Here is a 22,395-nt window from a genome sequence, read left to right as displayed (position 1 = left end):
AAATGACGGAAATTCATGCGTTTCTATATAGAAACGCAAAATCGCACGAATTTGGAGCTGATTCTATACTGCAAAAAAAGTGGCTTTTTCATATAAAAAAAAAGTAATCATGAAAAAAGCGGTTTTTTGTTGCTCAATAATTCTCCGCAGTTTGAACGACGCATGGATATTGAGAAAAGACAGTCTAAATATCTGAAGGTCAAGGATTAGACACTTAGACGCTTGGAATTTCCAAAAATTACAAGTGCGCGCACGTGCACGAACATAATATATATAGACTTCTAGTACAACAAAACTGAATTAAGATTAACATATTGTTTTTCTGCCAATCATTTGCTAATATCACTTTCATGTAGATACTTTATTCGTTATTCGATATTTACCTGGAGACATACTTTTAAAGCGACGAAACACACGACAGAAATATGGAATATCATTGAAACCCGACTTGTAGCAGACCTGTGAAATGTTAAGGTCAGACTTCTTAAGCAATTCACATGCCTTTGCGATTCGATAATCATTGAGGTAATTCACAAACGACATTCCCATATTATTCTTAAAGAAACGGCAAAACGAAGTACGGTTCATATTCACATTGCGAGCTACATCATCAATCGTTATTGACCTATAGAAATTACATAGCACAAAAGTTTTTATTAGATTAAGCTGATACTCTCTAGCATCAATTTTATTATTATGTCCTACAATATAAATATCCTTATCATCAGACAAAACACTAAGGAGCCTTATTAGCGAAGCTAATTTCTCTGCATTATTTTCTTTCTTCATGCCATTTAAAATAGATATGATTATATCAGCTTTTCTCTTACCGAATTTAACAGCATCAACATTCTCACGTATCTTCATTATCACAGCAGACATTTCAGGAAATGTAGAATCACATTTATTCAAGAAAATATCATCAAAAGTTACAGTTATATTTGCTATATGACCATTTATATCAGTTTCAGAATCATTAAATGACCAACAATGAGGTATTTCTGGAGGTATAAGGACAACATCTCCAGAATTAAACATCTCGGTCTTATCACCTATAGCTCGCATCCCTGAGCCCAGAGATACATAAGATAATTCCCATGTAGATTGCTGGTGCAAATCAATTTGATTCTTAGGAGCAATATGAACATCGTTGTAAGAAAAAGAATGTAAGATGTTGTCATTCATATGTAGTTGGTATTATAATACGAGATGCAAATATAAGACAATTCTAATAAACAATAATACAATTATATGATTTTTATTTCTTATAATTTTGCCGACACAAATTAAACAATCAATTATGGCATCAACTTATTTGGCATCAAAGCCACGATATGAAATACTAGACGGACTACGCGGTGTTGCGGCAATGATCGTAGTAGCATTCCATTTGTTTGAGACTTATTCAAAAGGGCCAGTTTTTCAGATATTGAATCATGGTTATCTAGCTGTAGATTTCTTTTTCGTTCTGTCAGGATTTGTTATCGGTTATGCTTATGACGACCGATGGAACAAAATGACAACATGGGGATTTTTCAAACGACGTCTTGTACGTCTACACCCTATGGTCATAATGGGTACAGCTTTAGGTGCCTTATTGTTCTATTTCAGTGACTGCTCAGGATTTCCACTTATCAGCAAAACATCATGGCAAGAGTTGATAATGATAATGTTGTTTGCTTTCACTATGCTACCTGCCACAACGAAGATGGATATACGAGGATGGGGAGAAACAAATCCTTTGAACGGTCCAGCTTGGTCTCTTCAATGGGAGTATGTAGCTAACATTCTATATGCAACTATCATACGTCATTTTTCGAAGACGATGCTAGCTATATTCTTGGTTTTTGCAGCATTCCTCACATTAAATTTAACAATGAACTGGGATGTTTTAAATGTACTTCAAGCTCGCAATTATGCTGCATATACAGTAATTGGAGGATGGAGTTTAACCCCCGACCAAATATGTATAGGAGCATCTCGCCTACTATATCCATTTTTTGCCGGTCTGCTACTATCACGTATCAACAAACTGATAAAGGTAAGAGCTGGATTCTGGTGGTGTTCATTACTTATTGCAGCACTATTAGTGATGCCTAGAATAGGAGGCACAGACAAGATGTGGATGAATGGAATATATGAATCAACAACAATTATAGTTCTGTTCCCCTTAATTGTATTAATGGGAGCAGGCAGTAATGTCTCAGGTAGATCAGTTACCGTATGTAAGTTTTTTGGAGAAATATCATATCCTTTATACATCATTCACTACCCATTAGTCTACCTACAAGTAGCATGGATGCACAATCATCCAGATGCCCCATTGGGAGCACATATTTTTGTAAGTATATCAGTATTTGTAATGGCTATAGCTGTAGCATACGCATGTCTCAAACTATATGATATACCAATACGCAACTGGCTGAAAAAGAACTGGCTTATGAAATAACGCCATACAATATTATCAGAGAAGTACTACAAGACTATATCTGCACAGTCTGTAGATAGATAAAAAAATTACTGCATCCAATAAGATGCAGTAATTTCTCATTTATAATCAACATTAATATCCAGGATTTTGCATAGCTTGTTTTTCATCATCAGAAAGAGAAACACCATTAGCATTTGTAATCGAGTTTAAGAATGTCTGAGGAATAGGACGATAATAATGCTTAGCTGCATCAAATTTACCGACTCCACGAACAGAGCCATCATTGAATGCATTCCAACGTGCCTCTAGAGTTTTTGTACGTACAAGATCATACCAACGTAAACTTTCTCCACACAATTCACGAGTACGCTCATCTAGTAAAAAACACAGCATCTTCTGAGCGTTTGTCGTACAACCTAAAGCTTGATATATTGGACTATCAACAACAGAGTTATATACATCACTTACACTATTCAAATGCATTGCACTCTTTGTAGATTCTGTTGTGGCACTAATATTATTAGATTCGTAATATGTATTCTCACTTGAGAAAATTGCACCATCAGCAGAATAGCCACCACCCTTATCCTTACAATAAGCATTATTCTTATAAGCCTGACCTCCATCAACATTTACTGCACGATCTTCACCTGAAGCATATCCAGCACGGTCACGCAACATATTTATGTAGGTAAGGGCATCATCATAATGACTTTCGCCCTGCCTGATGTAAGCCTCAGCAACCATAAGAGCATCTTCAGCACTACGGGCTATTATCGCATCACGTGTACCAAACTGAGAAGCTATTGCTATGCGATATCCATCGCGAAACTTACTCAAAGCAACAAAACGCTTCTGGGCGCCATAATATCCTTCATTTCCATGAGCATCAAGCCAAGAGTTTTTTTCATCTTTAAAATAACGTACGAAAGTATGTGTTGCATCCAACACTCCTTTTTTTAGGACATCAGCCTCTGCCGTTCCATATTTTACATATCTGTTATCACCTGCATTATTTACAATATACTTTGTAGCGACCTGACCTCCTATAAATCTTTTTGTATTGGCTGCAGCACCAGATGGGCAAACGCCAGCTGCGATGGCAGCAGCATTCCATACTGGGGCATCAGAACTGCTATTACAACCATAACATGTAGTAAATGATTTCCAAAAGCGAGAGTCGTTTACACGGTCAAAGACATCCATTGTGTAATTAGTAGAACGTGCGTAACAGAATTCACGATCTCCTGAAATATCACGTTTTGTACCTGACATATCCTGATAAACAGCTGGATAATAAAGATGCATCTGATTTCCATAACGTCCCCATGTATTTTGATCATCAGAGAACTGTGCTGCAAGAACAACTTCGCTAACTTTTTCATTTACATCATTTGCCTTAGTGTAATTCCATAAATCCACATAATTTGAACAAATAGGGCATGCAGTAACAACCTCCTTACCATATTTTATAACCGCGTCTAGATCTGAAGATACATAGTCTTTATTCCATGAAGAATATAATTCACTTGCACGTGCAAGATGAACAGCAGCAAGAAAATGTGCAGCAGCCCATTTTGTCAATTTTCCCGTACCATCCTGTTTTGTTGGCAATAAATTATAAGCTTGTTCCAAGTCAGATATAATTTGAGCAAAACAAGCATCTTCTGAAGCACGGGTAAAAGATGTCTCTACACCTGCAGATGGTTGCAATTTTAAAGGAACTCCACCATATTGCTGTACTAATCTATAATAGTAAAATCCACGGAAGAAATATCCCTCTCCAAGACGTGTATTGTAATTTGCGTCAGACTTATCATAATATTGAGGTATGTTAGCTATCATTGTATTAGCAGATTCGATACCACTGAAATAATTATCCCATATAGGGGAATTTACTTCTGTATTAGTAGAATTTAAAGTCTCGCCATAATTATTATAGTCTGGACCAGAATTATTAGCATCTGTAAATTCATCAACGCCCCAATTAAAAGCCTTTATTCCCCATGTATAATTAAACTGAAACTTCAATTTCTGGTATGTACCTATAGACAACTCGTCTAATCCAGACTGAGTCTTAAAATGATCAGTACTATATTGTGTAGTAAGCTTTTCATCTAAGAAATCACTACTACAAGATGTAGCAAGCCCTAATGTCGAAGCTGCCATAAATGCTAATAAATATATATTATTTTTCATTGTATTCTTTAATTTTGAGTTAGAAACTTAAATTCAAGCCAAATGCCCAAGAGCGTGTAGAGACCCCAGATCCCGAAGTAACAGTATTATTGTCATAGCTTGACAAATCTGTATCAAGATATTTAATTCTATGATAAATCATAAAAGGATTTAATGCCTGCACATATAACTTTAGTGCGCCAATACCCAACTTATCAAGGTATCTTTTAGGAACATTGTAGCCAAAACTAATATTACGCATCTTTATAAACGAACCATCATGGTAATTCATTGAAGAACTATAAGTATCGGCAGCCTCGCCATTTGAACCAGGAGCATAATACTCGGCATCCTCATTGGTATTGGCAACCCAATAATCTATTTTTCTCTGTGCATAGCGTCCATCAAGAGTAAGCGCACCAGTACGTACCATGAATCCCCAACGCGCATACATGAAGAATGATAGTTCAAAGTCTTTGTAAGTAAATGTGTTTGTCATACCTCCACTCCATTTAGGACGTAGATAACCACGTATGCAACGATCATGCGTTGCATCAATTTTACCATCACCATCCAAATCTTTTACTTTGATTTGTCCTGGTTTCCGATTATACTTAGCAGCTTCTGCAGCCTCAGACGTTTTCCATATACCATCATAGACATAATCATAACCTACAATTCCAATTTGTCTTCCAACAAACCATCCATTGTTTAAATCCTCAGTGACCCCATTAGCAAGTTCACTAATTTCACTTCTATCCATAGAATATGTGATGTTTGTCATCCAATGAAAATCCTTAGTCATGATATTAATAGTATTCAACTGAAAATCAATACCCCATCCTTTGGTCTTGCCAACATTTGCATAAGTTGAAGTATAGCCTGTGAGAGAAGGAATTGACATATCCATAAGCAGATCATTAGTTCTTGTACTATATATATCAAAACTACCAGTAATTCTATTTTTAAGGAAACTATAATCCAATCCAAAATTATATTGTGAAGTACGCTCCCAACCTAAATTAGAATTAGCCATTTTTGCAGGACTTGATTGTGACGGATCAGATGCAACATAACCAATAGAAGAATCTGTATTACCATAATTATAATAAAGAGTTGTAATAGCTCCCTTAGTTCCATAAGGAGATATTGCTGCATTGCCTGTAACACCATATCCAAGACGAAGTTTCAAACCGTCAATCCAAGTTATACCTTTCATAAAATTTTCCTGATCAATGCGCCATCCAAGAGCCAGAGAAGGGAAATTAGCCCATTTATGACCTTCAGCTAACTGTGACGCACCATCACGACGAACTGAAGCTGTGAGCAAGTATTTATCTTTATAACTATAGTTAAAACGTGCCATATAAGATTCCAACTGTTTCTCTGTAAGTCCAGTACCGAAAGAGTTCAATTTACCTGCAGAAAACAAATTAAACCATTTTTCGTCTGTTGTAGCAGTGCCTATAGCTTTCATATCTCCTAGCTCATAATGATAATCAGAAGATGATTGGAGCAATGTTAGATTTATTTTGTGATTTTGTGCAATTGTACGATCATAGTAGACCAAGTTATCCCAAGTCCAACTACGAGTTTGATTCGTATTATAACTAGCAGTATTATTACCATCACCATTTATGCCATCGGCAGCATAAGCAATACCATCACGATAATATCTAAATTCAGGTCCAAACTGGGTACGAAATCGAAGTCCTGTAAGTGGTTTCCACATTTCGCCAGCATTAAGCTCTGCATAGAAACTGCCATTTAATGTAAGCTGCTGACGATTATTCTCCGTATATTGCAACTCATTAATAGGATTAATGATATTTACATCGCCAGCTGCCGGATTTCGAATATATAATCCATTATCGTCATAAGGCACAGTCCAAGGTAACATTGATTTTAAAGCTGAGTAATAATCTCCAGAACCAGTAACTGATTTAGTAAAGTTATATCCATACTCTTGATCACCAAAAGCAGCGTTAATATTAGCACCCATTTTGAACCAATTCTGAGGAGTTGCATCTACACTTACCTTTGCAGTATAGCGTTTATACAACTGACCAGGCTGGGTACTTTCCTGACGCAAGAAGCCGAATGAACCATAAGCTTGTATTTTATCTGTACCACCAGCTACGCTAAGCGTATGTTCCGTGGAAACACCGGTCTGCTTACCATATTTTGTCCAATCATAAGTACTAGCATCATCACCATTCCAAGTAGTATGATCAGCCGACCACCCAGCCTCAATATTAGCCCAAGAAGCACCAATAGATCCCCAAATGGCTTTATCCGCATTATAAGACGGAGTATCAGAACCATACAAATTCTGTCCTGTTTTACTAATTTGATTCATTTTGGCCTGACGTGCATAAGCTATCCATTCTCCAGTATTCATCATATGAGTCACGTCATACATATTTTCAACAGTAACAGATCCAGAATAACTAATGACAGCTTTACCATTACGTCCATGCTTTGTAGTAACCAAAATAACACCATTAGCACCACGTGAACCATAAATAGCAGTAGCAGAAGCATCTTTCAATACATCTATAGACTCAATATCCTGTGGATTTAAGTTTTCAATACCTCCATTCTGAATAATCATTCCATCAACAACATACAATGGTCCTTGATCAGCATTTAATGAACGTACACCGCGTATACTAATACCACCAGTTTCACCAGGACGCTGATTTGTAGTAATATCCACACCAGCTGTTTTACCTTGCATAGCTTGTAAAGCATCTTTCACAGGCATAGCATTCAATTCTGTTTGTCCGATACGACTCAAAGCACCAGTAACATCACTTTTTTTCTGAACACCATAACCAACAACGACAACTTCTTCCAAAGTTTTTTTATCTTCAGCCAAAGAAACTTTCAATTCGTGACGACCATTTGTAACAATAGTTTGTGTCTCATATCCTATGTACGACACTACCAAAGTAGCATTCTGAGGTGCATTTATGATAGAGAAATTACCATTTAGATCGGTAATAGAACCATTAGTCGTTCCCCGCACCACAACACTTGCACCAATAACAGGTTCACCTGTTATATCAGTCACGATTCCTGTAATTTTATTTTGCGCAAATGCTCCTATAGCGAAGAGCATGAACAAAATAAAAAACGATAACCTTTGGAAATTATCCAAATGATTTTTTACAAAAACACTCATGTTTTTTTTCATGTTATTTTTTAGGTTTAATTAGATATTGTTATAATAGACTATTATGTTACAAAGATATGTTTAACATTTTTTCCTTTACACAGTTTTTTGATTTTTAAGCTATAATTTTTGATATCAGTAAATAAAAAAAGGAGCACAAATGTGCTCCTTTGTAATTAATGTATCTTTTGTTATTTTACAACATCCTCACTCAACTGCCATCCCATTATTGCTGATATCTGAGGAATAAGAGTCATGGCAATCTTGCGTTGCCCTATGTAATTAGGATGCCAATCGGAACCCAAATCGGTATCATCAACTATAATATTTGCTAAAGAATTAGCCATGTGAACATTCTTGTCGTCAGCAACATGCTCTTTCAATAACTGCAAAGCTGCACTAAGATAACGAGTAGCAGAATGTGGGGTGATGCATAATATTGGAACATTACCATAATGTTTGCGTAAACTTGCTATTAACTTCAGGTATTGTCCAACATATTGTTCGTCTGTAGGAATTGCGGTTGGTGAAAAATCATTAGTACCAAGATTTATCATAACAAGACTTGGTTTGTATGAATCAAATGAATACTTAGTGCTATCATGCTGATCCATCACTTTGTCATGGCGAATATACATATTAATACCTGACATCTGATTCTTATCCGCCCAATCACGCACCATCCCTTGTCCGCTATGAGCTACTAGTGCATAATCCGCATCAAAATATCGGGCTATGATACATCCATAAGCCTTATTGCAATTTTCGGTAGACAACTTAAAATGTTCATTATATTTCAAGCCCTCTGTACCATATCCACATGTATAAGAATCACCATATACTTCTATAAATCTTTTTTTTGCTGGCACTTTATATGTTAAGCCACCATTAGCAAGATACAATCCACATACTGTCGTCATGCCATATTGCCCCTCAGTGCATTTCTGCAAACGTAGACGATGCATGCCCTTTGAAAGATTCTCTGCAAGAACCACTGTATGAGGCTGTTTGCCATAAACTTTGATTTTTTTCAAAAGCTGCCCATCAATGAAAACATTGTGATAACTGGTATCAGCCTCAGCTATATCAACAGCTATTGACCCACCGGTAAAGTCTGTTTGCAAGTACGTGCCAATCCAATCATAGCTTACATTTCCCTTTGTATCAGAGATAGTTCTACCTGTATAAGAAATACCGCTATTAAAAAGTTTGTTGAAATTAATACGTGCGGCATGCGCAACACTAAATGTCGCACAAAAAATTAAAGACCATATAATTTGCTTTTTCATATTAAATTATTATAAAATCAATTATATAACGTTTGCTGGATGATAATATTGTGGAAATAGAAAAGGCGTACCAGCTTCACAGCTGCAATACGCCCCATACTTAAATTGACTCAAGTAAATAAAATTCTTTTATCATTCGATATGCATGTAAATTATTAAAGTCTACAATAGACATTTAAACATTTTATCTTTACAACATAGAATGCACATTCACACGATTATTCCACCATGTATATTTTTAATATCAAGTTTATGAGTCGTTTTCAAAACAAAAAATAATGTTTCATTTATATCTCTGGCAATAAAAACTAATGCCAAATATTTATAAGCCAAATAATTCCATTTTCATCAAAGCTTCTTCCTTCTTTTATGCATCGCAAAGGTATAAAAATATATTTAAAGCTCCAAACTTTATTCGAATAATTATTTATAAAAAAAGGAATAAAAAAGCCACAAGCCTTTCGGCATGTGGTTTAAGACGGCTTATAGCAAGCATTTAAATGCCAAACTATCATTTTTTATTAATAATTATTCAAAACTGATTTAACACTAACTAAAATTTGCTCATCTGTAAGATTGTTATCATGCAACAGCTTATTTGCATCATAACGATCATAAAGTGCTTTCTTAATTCCGAAGCTCAGAACTTTCATTATTGTAGGACCATAGAAACGTGAAATACGTTCTCCAAATCCACCATCAAGACTACCATCCTCAATAGTAACCACAATCTGGTGGTCTTTTTTCAGTCCATCAAGCATATTCTCATCCACTCCAGAGAGATAACGAGGATTAATAAGAGTAGCATCTATTCCGTCATTAGCAAGAGACTGTCTTATTTTTTCTCCTTTTTGAAAGAAGTTGCCAACAGCGATAATAGCTATTTTCTCGCCACGATGTGCCATCTTAAATTTATTCAGATCGCTATAGTCAGTGTCATACTCCTCACAACTATGAACAACAGGTCCTTCAGGCACACGAATTGCAATACTGTATTTATCCTGATTAATAGCCCATTTCTCCATAGCAATAAGTTCCTCATAACTTGTCGGTGCAAGATAATGCAGATTAGGTATATGACTTATCATTGGAATATCAAAGAAACAAATATGAGTGAAATCGTTCATTCCATATATTGTTGCTCCAAGAACATTAAATACGGCAGGATTACCATTCACAGCTAAATCTTGGCACAGCTGATCGTAAGTACGCTGAAAAAATGTAGCAAAATCACTGAACACAGGATGCGCTCCTCGCTTTGCCATACCAGAAGCCAAAGCAACAGCTTCCTCTTCAGCAATACCAACATCAATAAACTGCTTACCAGCTTGTTCTCTTTTCTGCTTATCATATCCGTAACATCTTGGTACGCCTGCTGCTATGACAACAAGTTTTTCATCACGCTTCATTTCTTCAAGTAGCCAATCACCAAGCATCGAAGAAATATTTTCTCCACCACTAGGATTCTTTAAACTACCATCTTCTATATTGAAAGGCATACTCCAATGCCAATTTTCCTTATTTTCAACAGCAGGTTTATACCCATGACCTTTTTCTGTATGTATATGTACTACTATTGGATGATCAATATCCTTCACCTTTTTGAATGTCTCAACAAGTTTAGATATATCATTACCATCTTCGACATACATATAATCATACCCCATTGCCTTAAAGAAATTCAACTCAGCCTGACCGTTGGACTCACGCAACAGTTTCAAGTTCTTATAAAGACCGCCATGGTTTTCGACAATGCTCATTTCATTATCATTAACCACGACAATAATGTTGGTTCCAATTTCGCTTGCTGTATCCAAGCCTTCAAAAGCCTCACCACCAGAGAGTGATCCATCTCCGATTACAGCAATAACGTTTTCTGTTCCACCCATTATATCACGAGCTTTCTGTAACCCCGAAGCAAGAGCTACCGATGTTGATGTATGACCTATTTCGAAATTATCATACTCTGGATTTTCAAGTGGAGAAGAATACCCAGAAATTGCATCCATATCACTAACATCAAGAAATCCTTTTGCACGTCCTGTAAGCATCTTATGAGGATAACTTTGGTGACTGATATCAAAAACGAATTTATCTTCAGGAGCATTAAAAACATAATGCAGAGCAACTGTGGCTTCGGTAAAGCCCAAATTAGGTCCAACATGTCCACCATGATTACTTACACGATTAAGAACTCCTGCACGAACTTCATCAGCTACAACTTTTAGTTGTTCAATGCTAAGACTCTTCAGATCTTTAGGACTATTAATTTTTTCTATATACATATCTATCAATTATATTCTTACGGATGCAAAGGTATTTCAAATAATCGAAATACATAATAACCAAATTACTGATTAATTTACCAAAAATACGTTTTTGTATTTCCACCTTATTATATTACCTTTGCAGAATGGGAAAAAAGATTGAGAAAGATAAAAATACGATCAGGCAGATGGTAACTTTATATTGTCGCCACAAACTAAACATGCCAAAACCAGACGAGCAATATCAAAAATTGATAGACTATTGCTGTCTGCGTCTTGATAAATGCAAATGGGGTGAAAACAAAATGGCATGTAAGAATTGTCCTGTACATTGTTATAAGCCAGAAATGCGCGAACAAATAAGAATAGTTATGAGATGGGCTGGACCTAGAATGCTTTTTTATAAGCCTATAGCTGCTATAAAACATCTGCTAGGTAAATAAAAACTTTCTTGCAAATTTCATTTTTCTTTATTATATTTGCAGATACATATTAAATCTGATTAGGATGATAAACGACAAAGTATTACATGCATTGCATAAATGCCCTTTATTTGAAGGAATGAACGACATAAGTATTGAACTGACACTTGGCAGTTCAAACTACAAATTAGTAAAATATGCAAAACGGGATGTATACACACTCGCAGGAATGCCGTGTAAATACGCTGACATCGTAGTAAGCGGAATACTTTTATGTCGATTGGTTTCATTGAGTGGAAAACAAGTTGAAGTAAGTCAGCTTAGTGAAGGTGATATTATTGCCCCCGCATTTATATTCTCACATAAAAGAGATATGCCTGTGAGCGTTGAGACCGACACAGAGGTAACAATATTGCGAATGTCTCCGGAAACATTGAAAAGACTTATTGATACAGACGAGACTATACGTATGAATTTTATTCGCTCACTTTCTGATATTGATGTTTTTCTTACTCACAAAATGAAAGTGCTAAGTCTTTTCACTATCCGAGAAAAAGTAGCATATCTTCTTTTGGAACGCGCAGGAGAACAAAATTCGAACACCATACACCTGCATCGCAGTCGACAGGAAATAGCAGACTCATTTGGGATACAGAAGTTTTCACTTCTAAGAGTTTTAAGTGCCTTTGAAAAAGAGGGTGCTATAAGCATTGATGGAAAAACTATTGAAATACTAAATAGAGAAAAACTAAGATAATATCAAATGTTCCACAAATTCGAGAATACTCCAAATACTATACCTGATAGATTTAACAATCCATTTTATTACGAACCTGACCAACTATGCTTAAAAGCAGTTGACAAGGTTAGAAATTGGATTGAGAATGCCGATGCAGAATTTCGCTCGGAAATAGAACAAGGTAAGATGTTTGGTGTCCTAATTGTGGAAAATAAAAAAGAATTAGGATTCATTGCTGGCTATAGCGGTCAGATATGTGGGCGCAGTGACTGGGAAGGTTATGTTCCAGCCGTATTTGACTATTTGCAACATGACGGATATTTCAAGCAACATGAAGCAGAGATATCATCCATTAACAAGGAAATAACATCACGTGAAAACAGTGTTGGAAAAAGAAATGCGATAGAGGAATTACAATCAACATGCAATGAAGCAAAACTTGAAACAGAAAAATATAAAGAGTATATAAAAAAGGTGAAGGCAGAACGTCCTGATGACAAACCTTTGACACAGGAAATGATTCACCAATCACAATTCATGAAGGCTGAACTGCATAGAATTAAGAAAAGATATTCATCACTGATAGCTGAAAAACAAGCCATTGTTGACAACATAAACAATGAGATAAATATATTAAAGCAACAGCGTCGCCAAAAAAGCGATTACCTGCAACGTTGGCTTTTCAAGCAATTCATTATGCAGAATGCCAATGGCGAACAAAAAGACCTTATTGACATATTCTATAATTATAACGAACTACATACAATTCCACCAGCAGGAAGCGGAGAATGCTGTGAACCGAAAATGCTACAATATTCTTTTTCACACAATATGCGGCCTATAAGTATGGCAATGTTCTGGTGGGGAAAGAGTCCAAAAGAAGAAATACGCCATCATCTGCATTTCTATCCTGCATGCAACAATAAATGTAAGCCTATATTAAACTGGATGCTCCAAGGCATAGATGTAGAACCTAATCCTTTAGATAGCGAAGACAGTAGAACATTAGAAATTATTTACGAGGACGAAGATATTGCAATCGTGAACAAACCAGCAGGAATGCTAAGTGTTCCAGGAAAAAGCAATAGACAAAGCGTGTATAGTATCATGAGAAGCAGATATAAAGACAATGCTGATAGTCCACTTATCGTACATCGCCTAGACATGGCGACGAGCGGTCTGCTAATCATTGCACGTACGATGAATGCATATCTTGACATTCAAAGGCAGTTTAAACAGCATAAAGTTCACAAGAAATACGTAGCATGTCTAAGTACACCGCACACCAAGGACAAAGACGGAACAATATCTCTCCCATTGAGACCTGATATAAACGACCGTCCGAGACAACTCGTTGATTATATCAACGGAAAAGAAGCTATAACAAAATACCACTTCACGGAGGCTGACCGAGTGGAGCTGTATCCGCAAACTGGCAGAACACACCAGTTGCGCATGCATTGCGCTCACAATGAAGGACTAGCAAACCCAATAAAAGGGGACGAACTATACGGGAAAAAAGACAAACGATTATATCTGCATGCAGAAGAACTGACCTTTATACATCCTACCACAAAAAAAGAAGTTACCTTCTTCTACAAAGCTGAATTTTAAGCATCATAGGCTTCTTTTGAACAATAATACCACTTTTTGAACTATTTTTGTGTAATTAAGGACCTTAAATATCCTAATTTTGCATATATAAAATCAAAAACAATATAACATGAAAAAGATTACAGCGACAGCGCTAATCATGCTTATGTCTCTTGGTACAGCTTGTGCACAACAAAACATATTAGAGACAGCCCAAAAGGTAAATAATTATTTCATGAAAAAGTATGCAGATCCGACAGTGCCTACATTCGTGAAGAAAGAAAGAGCAAGTAGTTTATGGACACGTGCCGTATACTATGAAGGTCTTATGTCTTTATATGCAATCGACAAACAACAAAGATATCTTGACTATACAGATACTTGGGCAAACTTTCACAAATGGACTCCACGCAATGGTACAACAACAACCGATGCCGACGACCAATGCTGTGCGCAGACATATCTTGACAGATACAAAATGGAAGGTGGCAATGAGAAGCTAGACAAGGTGAAAGAAAATCTTGATAAGCAAATTTCATCAGGAAAAGTTGACTACTGGACTTGGATTGACGCTATACAGATGTCTATGCCTGTTTATGCAAGAATGTATAATATCACAAAAGATAGGAAATACATCGATTATGCAATGAATGCATATCACTGGAGTCGCAACACATGTGGTGGCGGACTCTTCAATACTAAAAACGGATTATGGTGGAGAGACAAGGATTTTGTACCACCATATAAAGAAAATGACGGTAAAGACTGTTATTGGAGTCGTGGTAACGGTTGGGTATATGCAGCACTTGTAAGGGTGATGAATGAACTCTCACCTAAAGACAAATATTACAAACAACTTAAAAACGATTTCATGAAGATGAGTGTAGGTATACTTAGTTGCCAACACGAAGATGGTTTCTGGTATCCAAGTCTTGTCTCAACAAACTACGCAGGAAAAGAGATGACTGGTACAGCACTGTTTCTTTACGGAATGAGTTGGGGTATAAATAAGGGATATCTTAACAAGAAAGTATATCTTCCAGCTTGCAAAAAAGCATGGAAAGCACTTGAAGAATGTGCACACGAAAATGGTTTTATAGGTTGGAATCAAGGAACAGGAAAAGACCCTTCAGCTGGTCAGCCTGTTACATATACAAGCGTACCTGATTTTGAAGACTATGGTACAGGTTGCTTCCTGCTCGGAGCTTCTGAATATTACAAACTAAACAAAAAATGAAAAGAATATTTTTATGTGTTATATGCGCTATAGCAACATTGAGCATATATTCACAATCATGGCCTAAACAGTTACCGGAATCACGTCCCGGCACACGTTGGTGGTGGTTTGGATCTGCTGTAGACTCGACCAACTTAAAATGGAATCTAGCAGAATATGCATCACATGGATTGGGAGCTGTAGAAATAACTCCAATATATGGAGTACAGGGAAATGAGAAAAACGAGTTACGCTATCTCTCTCCTGAATGGATGAAGGCTTTGCAATATACAGAATGTCAAGCAAAAAACAATCATATAGAGGTTGACATGGCTACTGGTACAGGCTGGCCTTTCGGTGGTCCATGGGTTCCAATAAACGAAGCAGCGTGCAAGGCTGTATTTATAGACACACTCGTAAGCCTCAACACTAAAATAAAAGATATAGCATTTGCATTACCTAGTAAGGAGAAGTCTTTTGCAACACTCCAAAAGGCGATGGCTTTCAAATCCGACATCAAAGGAAAGAAAAGAGTTATAGCATTATATATAAGCCGAACACGACAGATGGTAAAACGTGCGGCTCCTGGTGGTGAAGGATATGTGATTGACCATTTTGATAGAAATTCTGTGATGCACTATCTGGCACATATTGACAGTGCGTTTAATGCAACAAAGACTCCATATCCTCATACATTCTTCAATGATAGCTATGAGGTATATGGCGCAGATTGGACACCTACATTACTTGATGAATTTGCGAAACGTAGAGGATACAAACTAGAGACTTGTTTCGACAAACTACTTGACGGGGACAGTAAGACGTTATCCGATTATCGTGAAACATTAAGCGATATGCTATTGGAAAATTTCACGAATCAATGGACAGCATGGGCGCACAGCCACGGAGCCATAACAAGAAATCAGGCTCATGGAAGTCCAGCAAACCTCATTGATTGTTACGCCGCTGTTGATATCCCTGAGATAGAAGGATTTGGATTATCTGACTTCAAAATAAAAGGATTGCGCAAAGATCCAGGAATGACAAGAACTAATTTCAGTGACCTAAGTATGCTGAAATATGCTCCTTCAGCAGCCCATATCACAGGAAAACAGTTCACATCAAGTGAAACATTCACTTGGCTTACCGAGCACTTTCGTACATCATTGAGCCAGATGAAACCAGACATGGACCTAATGTTCTGTGCAGGAGTAAACCATATGTTTTTTCATGGAACGGCATACAGTCCTAAAGATGCAGAATGGCCAGGTTGGAAATTTTATGCATCAGTAGACATGAGTCCTACTAATTCAATCTGGCGTGATGCTCCTTACCTTATGAGTTATATCACTAGATGCCAAAGTTTTCTGCAATGGGGACAGCCTGACAACGACTTCATCGTATATCTCCCAGTAAGAGATATGTGGGAAAAAGAAAAAGGACAAAGACTTATGCAATTTGACATACACAGTATGGCAAAGAAAGCACCTGAATTCATTCGTGCAATAATGAAAATCGACTCATTAGGCTATGACTGTGACTATATAAGTGACCGCTATATACTTTCAACAACTTGCGAGAACGGGACATTGAAAACAATTGGCGGAGCTAGATATAAAGCGCTGATAATACCTGGTAACAATATTATGACATCTGAAGTGAAAGCACATCTCGCTGAACTTGAAAAACAAGGTGCACATATAATATTAGGAGTTAACTCAAAGGAAATGTCACTTTGTGCCGTTCCTGAACAGATTAAACTTCAGACTGGAATGAAAATGATACGCCGAAGTGATCCAACAGGTTATCATTATTTCATGTCAAACTTAACACCAAATGATGTTGACTGCGATATGCCATTAGCAACAGAATTCAAAGATGCGGCTTGGTTTAATCCGATGAACGGAGACATTAATAAGGCAACAATAAATAATGGGAAAATCAGAATTAAACTAAAAAGTGGAGAATCTGCAATTCTGCAAACATACAGAAACGGAAGTCCTAAAGAACAAATAATTAATGAGCCTGTTAAACTAAGCCGACAAGAAATAAAACTCACAAAGCATAAATGGCAATTGAGTTTCATTGAAGAGGCACCAAAGGTTTCAAAGACATTTGATCTAGACTCATTGCAATACTGGCAGAATCTAGACAGCGAAACTTCAGTAACAATGGGAACTGGTGTCTACACAACTGTCGTAAAACTCAACACGGCACAGGCAAAAACACGCTGGAACATCAATCTAGGCGATGTGCGTGAAAGTGCAAGAGTTTATATCAATGGAGAATTTATCGGTTGCGCTTGGGCTGTGCCATATATACTAGACTGCAAAAATATTTTGCATAAAGGTAATAATATAATACGGATTGAAGTAACAAATCTACCGGCAAACCGCATTTCAAGCCTTGACAAAAAAGGAATTAAATGGCGCAAGATGAAAGAAATAAATATTGTAGATTTAAACTATCAAAAGACAACTTATGCCAATTGGAAGCCTGTAGATAGTGGACTTAACAATGTGACATTGACAACAGACAATTGAATTAATTTAATTCGCAAATAAGGAAAGGCTCAATACTCTATGGATTCAAATTCATTTGAGTATTGAGCCTTAAACTTATCCTTATAAAATATATCTACATACCGATTTTATATTAACAATCATCATTATTATTCTTAATATGACAAAGTTTATTAATCATTATTCTAATCTTTAAATAACCATCATATTTGGTATAAACAAAGATACAGTAAAACAACTCAAAGCAAACATTATTTTAATAAAAAGGGAAATACACTTTCATTTATATAAAAAAAGCATTAACTTAGCACCTTAAACTTATATAAACAATAGTATTATGGAACAGAATGAAGAAATTGAAGCATACCGTATGGCTGTTTTGAAAGTTATGATGGAAGCAAAAAAAGAAAACGGGGAACCTCGGTTTGATGAAGCAGAAGCAAAAAGCACATTAGACATTCTATCAGATGCTGATATTGAATTTGGAATGCCGTTTAATACTCCACAAGAAACTGCAGAAATGTTGATGGAGGATTAATAATAGACAAAAAAAAATCGGTGAAGATTTCTCTCCCCGACCACTGGTGGGCCGCCAATCGGCGCCACCGTCATTCCGTAACTAACAATCTTTAAACCTAAAACTAATAACTAAAAACCTAAAACTTTAATCCTTGTTATCCTTTACAATCTTCCTTTTTACCTTTCACTAATACCATTTATCCTTATTGCAATCTTGCCTCTACCTTAACTAATACCTTTTATATCCTATGAATCAATCTAAGTACCTTTATTACCTGTTTTTTGTCTTTTGACAATGCAAAGATAGGCAATATTCTAATACGTGCAATAAGAAAGTACATCTTTTAGTGAAAATACGATGTATTTTTGATATAAATCAAGTATGTGCCCGCACACAATGTGTTTTGTAGCACCATTTTCTATTAATTTGGTTATTATTCCCTTTAAGATTCTACTATGACTATTATCAATAGCTAATTCATTAAATATGATAGAGAGACATTATTTGACTGAAAAATAATATACTTTTACAACTGCTAATGATAACCATGAAATATGCATATTAACTCATCTTTATCCGTTTAATTTGTTAGCTATGTCAATAAACATATAGCAGGAAGCCTTTAGTATAATACTTATTTACATATATATATACAGAATTACATATTCTATAGACCATACAAATTAATAAAAAGGATAATAAGCGTGACATTTATACCATTATATATATTTTATTTTTTTTTATTTGCCGATGCTAGGTATTTTCGTTATATTTGCATAAATATTTTAAGACAACCGTTTAAAATTAAGATAATCAACCTATCAACATGAACAAAAAAACAATTTTAGCTTGTCTTGCATATTCGGCATGCGTAACTGTGGCGTTAGCACAACAGCCTACTTATACGGAATGGCATGATATGGAAGTAAATGAAGTGAATCGATTCAAACTTCATACAAACTTTTTTGCCTACAATTCTGTCGAAGAGGCTCAAAAAGGCAACATGTATCAATCAACCAACTATCTTTCTCTTGAAGGTAAATGGAAATTTAACTGGGTTGAAAATGCCGACCAAAGACCAACAGACTTTTTCAAGGCTGATTTTAATGATTCTTCTTGGGGAAACATGATTGTTCCAGGTATATGGGAAGTCAACGGTTTTGGTGATCCTGAATATGTTAACAATGGTTTTGCTTGGCGTGGACATTTTCAAGATAATCCTCCACAGATTCCAACAAAGGATAATCATGTAGGAAGTTACCGACGCATTATCAACATTCCAGACAATTGGGATGGCAAACAAGTTATTGCACATTTCGGTTCTGTCACATCAAACATGTATCTATGGGTTAACGGTAGCTATGTTGGCTATACGGAAGACAGCAAAGTTGCTGCAGAATTTGACATAACTAAATATCTGAAGAAAGGTACAAATCTTATTTCATTCCAAACATTCAGATGGAGCGATGGTTCATATTGTGAAGATCAGGATTTCTGGCGTCTTTCTGGTGTCGCAAGAGAGTGCTATTTATACGCACGTGACAATAATGTTCATGTTGAAGATATGCATATTACTCCTAATCTTACAAATAATTATGAAGACGGAGAGGCTTTGGTTAAGGTTAATGCCAAGGGGAATCCCATCATTGACTTTGAAATATTCAATGCTAATGGCATAAGCGTTCTTAAAACTGAATCAAATTTTAAGAACCGCAACATTGGAAGTGCCAGATTTATGCTTCGCAACGTAAAGAAATGGACTGCAGAGACACCTTATTTATATACATTGGTCGCAACTGTTATGGACAGGAAGAAGAATGTTAAGGAAGTCATTAAGCAGAACCTTGGTTTCCGCAAAGTTGAAATCAAAGGTAGCCAGTTGCTTGTTAACGGACAACCAATACTTATAAAAGGTGCAAATCGACATGAAATGGATCCAGACGGAGCTTATAATATAAGTCTTGAAAGAATGATTCAAGATATAAAGATTATGAAGCGTCTAAATATAAACGCTGTACGAACATGTCACTATCCAGATGATCCTCGCTGGTATGATCTTTGCGACAAATATGGACTTTACGTAGTTGCAGAGGCTAATCAAGAAAGCCATGGGTTTGGATATCATCCTGATGCTATTTCTGGAACTCCACTATTTGCGAAACAAATTATGGAACGTAATCAGCATAATGTTTCTATGCAATACAATCATCCTAGTATTATTGTTTGGAGTCTTGGAAACGAGACCAAGAATAGTAAGAATTTTGTTGATGCATATAAATGGATAAAGAATTTTGACCAGAGTCGTCCTGTGCAATTTGAGCAGGCTGGAAAGACTGGAGAGAATACAGATATTTTCTGCCCAATGTATTATTCCGTAAGTGATTGCGAGAAATACTCAAAGGACACAACATATACTCGCCCACTAATACAATGTGAATATAATCACACGATGGGTAATTCAGGAGGAAATCTTGCTGAATACTGGCAGTTAATCCGCAAGTATCCGAAATTCCAAGGTGGATTCGATTGGGACTTTGTTGATCAGGGATTACATCGCAAACTCGATTACAAGGCTGACCGTACTCTTGCAGATTATGAGGAAATGACTACTAACTGGTCTAAAGACACAGAATATACTTATGGTGGCGACTATAACAAATATGATCCATCAGATAATAATTTTAACTGTAACGGTATAATTGGTCCAGATCGTCAGCTAAATCCTCACGCTTACGAACTAGCATATCAGTATCAGGACATTTGGGCTAACCCAGTTGACTTAATGAACGGTAAGATTAATGTTCATAATGAATATTTCTTCCGTGATCTTAGCAACTACAAAATGGTATGGACGCTGCTTAATGATGGTAAAGCCGTAAGCAGTGGAGAAATTGACGACCTTGACGTTGCACCACAACAGACAAAAGAATATACTCTTCCATACAAGGCAGAAGGTAATGAACTTTATTTGAATATTGATTTCAAACTTAAGAAAGCAGAACCACTTATTGACGCTAATCAGACAGTTGCTTATCAGCAATTATTGGTTAAGAAGTCTTCTGAAAATCTAAGCGTTGCAACATATTCAGGAAAAGGTAAAGTCAATGTTACAGATAAGAAAAACAGTCCTGTAATAACTGTAACAAATAACGACATTCAATTAGCATTTGACAAGACTACTGGACTTCTTACCAAATACAATGTTAATGGTACAGACTATCTTGGAGAAGGAGGAACTTTAAAGCCAAACTTCTGGCGTGCTGTAACAGATAATGATATGGGTGCTGACATGCAGCAGAAATTCGCAGTATGGCATAATCCAAAGATGAATCTTGTATCCCTAAATGCTAATGAAGTAAAGACTGAAAATAGTAGCAAGGTTGCCGAAGTAGCAGCTGTTTACGACATGCCGGAGGTAAAGGCTCAACTCGAACTAAAATATGTTGTATATGCAGACGGAACAATAAACGTTAATCAGAAGCTCAACACAACAAAGGGTGCAGAAATTCCAGATATGTTCCGTTTCGGTATGGTAATGGAAATGCCATACACTATGGACAACAGCACATATTATGGTCGTGGACCTGTCGAAAATTACAAAGATCGCAAGGACTTTGCATGTGTAGGCATATATTCACAGACAGCAGAGCAACAGTATTATCCATATATCCGCCCTCAGGAAAATGGTACTAAGTCTGATGTTCGCAAGTGGATTCAGACAAATGATAAAGGTTTGGGACTGCGTATAAACAGCAATAATCTTTTCTATGCAAGTGCATTGCATTATGCAATAAACGATCTTGACGACGGTGCAGAGAAAGACCAGCGTCACAGTCCTGACGTACCTAAATCAAAATACACTAATCTTTGCATTGATGGCGACGAAATGGGTGTAGGAGGTACAAACAGTTGGGGTGCATGGCCACTTGAAAAATATCGTCTGCATTATCAGGATAGAGAATTCAACTTCTCGTTATCAGTTGTAAAATAATACAATTTAGTGTATCATAAATACAAATTATAAAATATCCACCTTATTA

13 protein-coding genes are annotated in these 22,395 nt (G+C 36.4%); 8 read left to right on the top strand and 5 right to left on the bottom strand.

From position 1 onward, the window contains the following. Positions 1-348: 348 nt before the first annotated feature. The gene (locus B045_RS0110690) at positions 349-1,185 is read right to left on the bottom strand and encodes an AraC family transcriptional regulator (RefSeq protein WP_018464259.1); all 837 of its coding nucleotides are present in this window, start codon (positions 1,183-1,185) and stop codon (positions 349-351) included. A 115-nt stretch (positions 1,186-1,300) separates the two neighbouring features. On the opposite strand from B045_RS0110690, the gene B045_RS0110685 reads away from it, so the two are divergent. Next, the gene (locus B045_RS0110685) at positions 1,301-2,449 is read left to right on the top strand and encodes an acyltransferase family protein (RefSeq protein ID WP_018464258.1); all 1,149 of its coding nucleotides are present in this window, start codon (positions 1,301-1,303) and stop codon (positions 2,447-2,449) included. Positions 2,450-2,563: 114 nt separating this feature from the next. Here B045_RS0110685 and B045_RS0110680 read toward each other — a convergent pair whose 3' ends face one another. From B045_RS0110680 to B045_RS0110665, 4 genes are all read right to left on the bottom strand, one after another. Further along, positions 2,564-4,630 carry a RagB/SusD family nutrient uptake outer membrane protein gene (locus tag B045_RS0110680; RefSeq protein WP_025884281.1) on the bottom strand — a complete coding sequence of 689 codons (2,067 nt, stop codon included), beginning with the start codon at positions 4,628-4,630 and terminating at the stop codon, positions 2,564-2,566. Positions 4,631-4,649: 19 nt separating this feature from the next. Continuing rightward, complete coding sequence (locus B045_RS0110675; RefSeq protein WP_025884279.1) at positions 4,650-7,808, bottom strand: SusC/RagA family TonB-linked outer membrane protein; 3,159 nt, start codon at positions 7,806-7,808, stop codon at positions 4,650-4,652. A 170-nt stretch (positions 7,809-7,978) separates the two neighbouring features. Next, positions 7,979-9,076, bottom strand: a complete 1,098-nt coding sequence (locus B045_RS0110670; RefSeq protein ID WP_018464255.1) for an SGNH/GDSL hydrolase family protein — start codon at positions 9,074-9,076, stop codon at positions 7,979-7,981. A 521-nt stretch (positions 9,077-9,597) separates the two neighbouring features. Continuing rightward, a complete protein-coding gene (locus tag B045_RS0110665) occupies positions 9,598-11,361 on the bottom strand; it encodes a 1-deoxy-D-xylulose-5-phosphate synthase (RefSeq protein WP_018464254.1) in 1,764 nt (587 codons plus the stop codon). A gap of 128 nt (positions 11,362-11,489) precedes the next feature. On the opposite strand from B045_RS0110665, the gene B045_RS0110660 reads away from it, so the two are divergent. From B045_RS0110660 to B045_RS0110630, 7 genes are all read left to right on the top strand, one after another. Continuing rightward, entirely contained in the window at positions 11,490-11,786 is a 297-nt protein-coding gene (locus tag B045_RS0110660) for a nitrous oxide-stimulated promoter family protein (protein ID WP_018464253.1), read from the top strand. Between the two features lie 64 nt (positions 11,787-11,850). Next, positions 11,851-12,522 (top strand): Crp/Fnr family transcriptional regulator, encoded by a 672-nt coding sequence (locus tag B045_RS0110655; protein WP_018464252.1) that lies wholly within the window; start codon positions 11,851-11,853, stop codon positions 12,520-12,522. Positions 12,523-12,528: 6 nt separating this feature from the next. Continuing rightward, positions 12,529-14,118, top strand: a complete 1,590-nt coding sequence (locus B045_RS0110650) for an RluA family pseudouridine synthase (protein ID WP_018464251.1) — start codon at positions 12,529-12,531, stop codon at positions 14,116-14,118. Between the two features lie 109 nt (positions 14,119-14,227). Next, positions 14,228-15,334, top strand: a complete 1,107-nt coding sequence (locus B045_RS0110645; protein WP_018464250.1) for a glycoside hydrolase family 88/105 protein — start codon at positions 14,228-14,230, stop codon at positions 15,332-15,334. Next, on the top strand, positions 15,331-17,856 hold the full coding sequence (locus B045_RS0110640) for a glycosyl hydrolase (RefSeq protein WP_018464249.1): 2,526 nt from the start codon (positions 15,331-15,333) through the stop codon (positions 17,854-17,856). The genes B045_RS0110645 and B045_RS0110640 overlap by 4 nt, the downstream gene beginning before the upstream one ends. Before the next feature lie 316 nt (positions 17,857-18,172). Beyond that, positions 18,173-18,373 (top strand): hypothetical protein, encoded by a 201-nt coding sequence (locus tag B045_RS0110635; protein WP_018464248.1) that lies wholly within the window; start codon positions 18,173-18,175, stop codon positions 18,371-18,373. An 808-nt stretch (positions 18,374-19,181) separates the two neighbouring features. Then, complete coding sequence (locus tag B045_RS0110630) at positions 19,182-22,346, top strand: glycoside hydrolase family 2 TIM barrel-domain containing protein (protein WP_018464247.1); 3,165 nt, start codon at positions 19,182-19,184, stop codon at positions 22,344-22,346. Positions 22,347-22,395: the final 49 nt, after the last annotated feature.

Origin of the sequence: Segatella paludivivens DSM 17968 = JCM 13650 (assembly GCF_000373185.1) — a bacterium.
In the GTDB taxonomy this organism is placed as follows: Bacteria; Bacteroidota; Bacteroidia; order Bacteroidales; family Bacteroidaceae; genus Prevotella; species Prevotella paludivivens.
The sequence above is the reverse complement of the archived record's forward strand: the minus strand, read 5'-3'. Positions and strand labels throughout refer to the sequence as shown.

What these genes read in the sequence shown, in the direction of transcription:
- B045_RS0110690 (WP_018464259.1), bottom strand. Translation starts at nt 1,185, where the DNA reads ATGAATGACAACATCTTACATTCTTTTTCTTACAACGATGTTCATATT.
- B045_RS0110685 (WP_018464258.1), top strand. Translation starts at nt 1,301, where the DNA reads ATGGCATCAACTTATTTGGCATCAAAGCCACGATATGAAATACTAGAC.
- B045_RS0110680 (WP_025884281.1), bottom strand. Translation starts at nt 4,630, where the DNA reads ATGAAAAATAATATATATTTATTAGCATTTATGGCAGCTTCGACATTA.
- B045_RS0110675 (WP_025884279.1), bottom strand. Translation starts at nt 7,808, where the DNA reads ATGAAAAAAAACATGAGTGTTTTTGTAAAAAATCATTTGGATAATTTC.
- B045_RS0110670 (WP_018464255.1), bottom strand. Translation starts at nt 9,076, where the DNA reads ATGAAAAAGCAAATTATATGGTCTTTAATTTTTTGTGCGACATTTAGT.
- B045_RS0110665 (WP_018464254.1), bottom strand. Translation starts at nt 11,361, where the DNA reads ATGTATATAGAAAAAATTAATAGTCCTAAAGATCTGAAGAGTCTTAGC.
- B045_RS0110660 (WP_018464253.1), top strand. Translation starts at nt 11,490, where the DNA reads ATGGGAAAAAAGATTGAGAAAGATAAAAATACGATCAGGCAGATGGTA.
- B045_RS0110655 (WP_018464252.1), top strand. Translation starts at nt 11,851, where the DNA reads ATGATAAACGACAAAGTATTACATGCATTGCATAAATGCCCTTTATTT.
- B045_RS0110650 (WP_018464251.1), top strand. Translation starts at nt 12,529, where the DNA reads ATGTTCCACAAATTCGAGAATACTCCAAATACTATACCTGATAGATTT.
- B045_RS0110645 (WP_018464250.1), top strand. Translation starts at nt 14,228, where the DNA reads ATGAAAAAGATTACAGCGACAGCGCTAATCATGCTTATGTCTCTTGGT.
- B045_RS0110640 (WP_018464249.1), top strand. Translation starts at nt 15,331, where the DNA reads ATGAAAAGAATATTTTTATGTGTTATATGCGCTATAGCAACATTGAGC.
- B045_RS0110635 (WP_018464248.1), top strand. Translation starts at nt 18,173, where the DNA reads ATGGAACAGAATGAAGAAATTGAAGCATACCGTATGGCTGTTTTGAAA.
- B045_RS0110630 (WP_018464247.1), top strand. Translation starts at nt 19,182, where the DNA reads ATGAACAAAAAAACAATTTTAGCTTGTCTTGCATATTCGGCATGCGTA.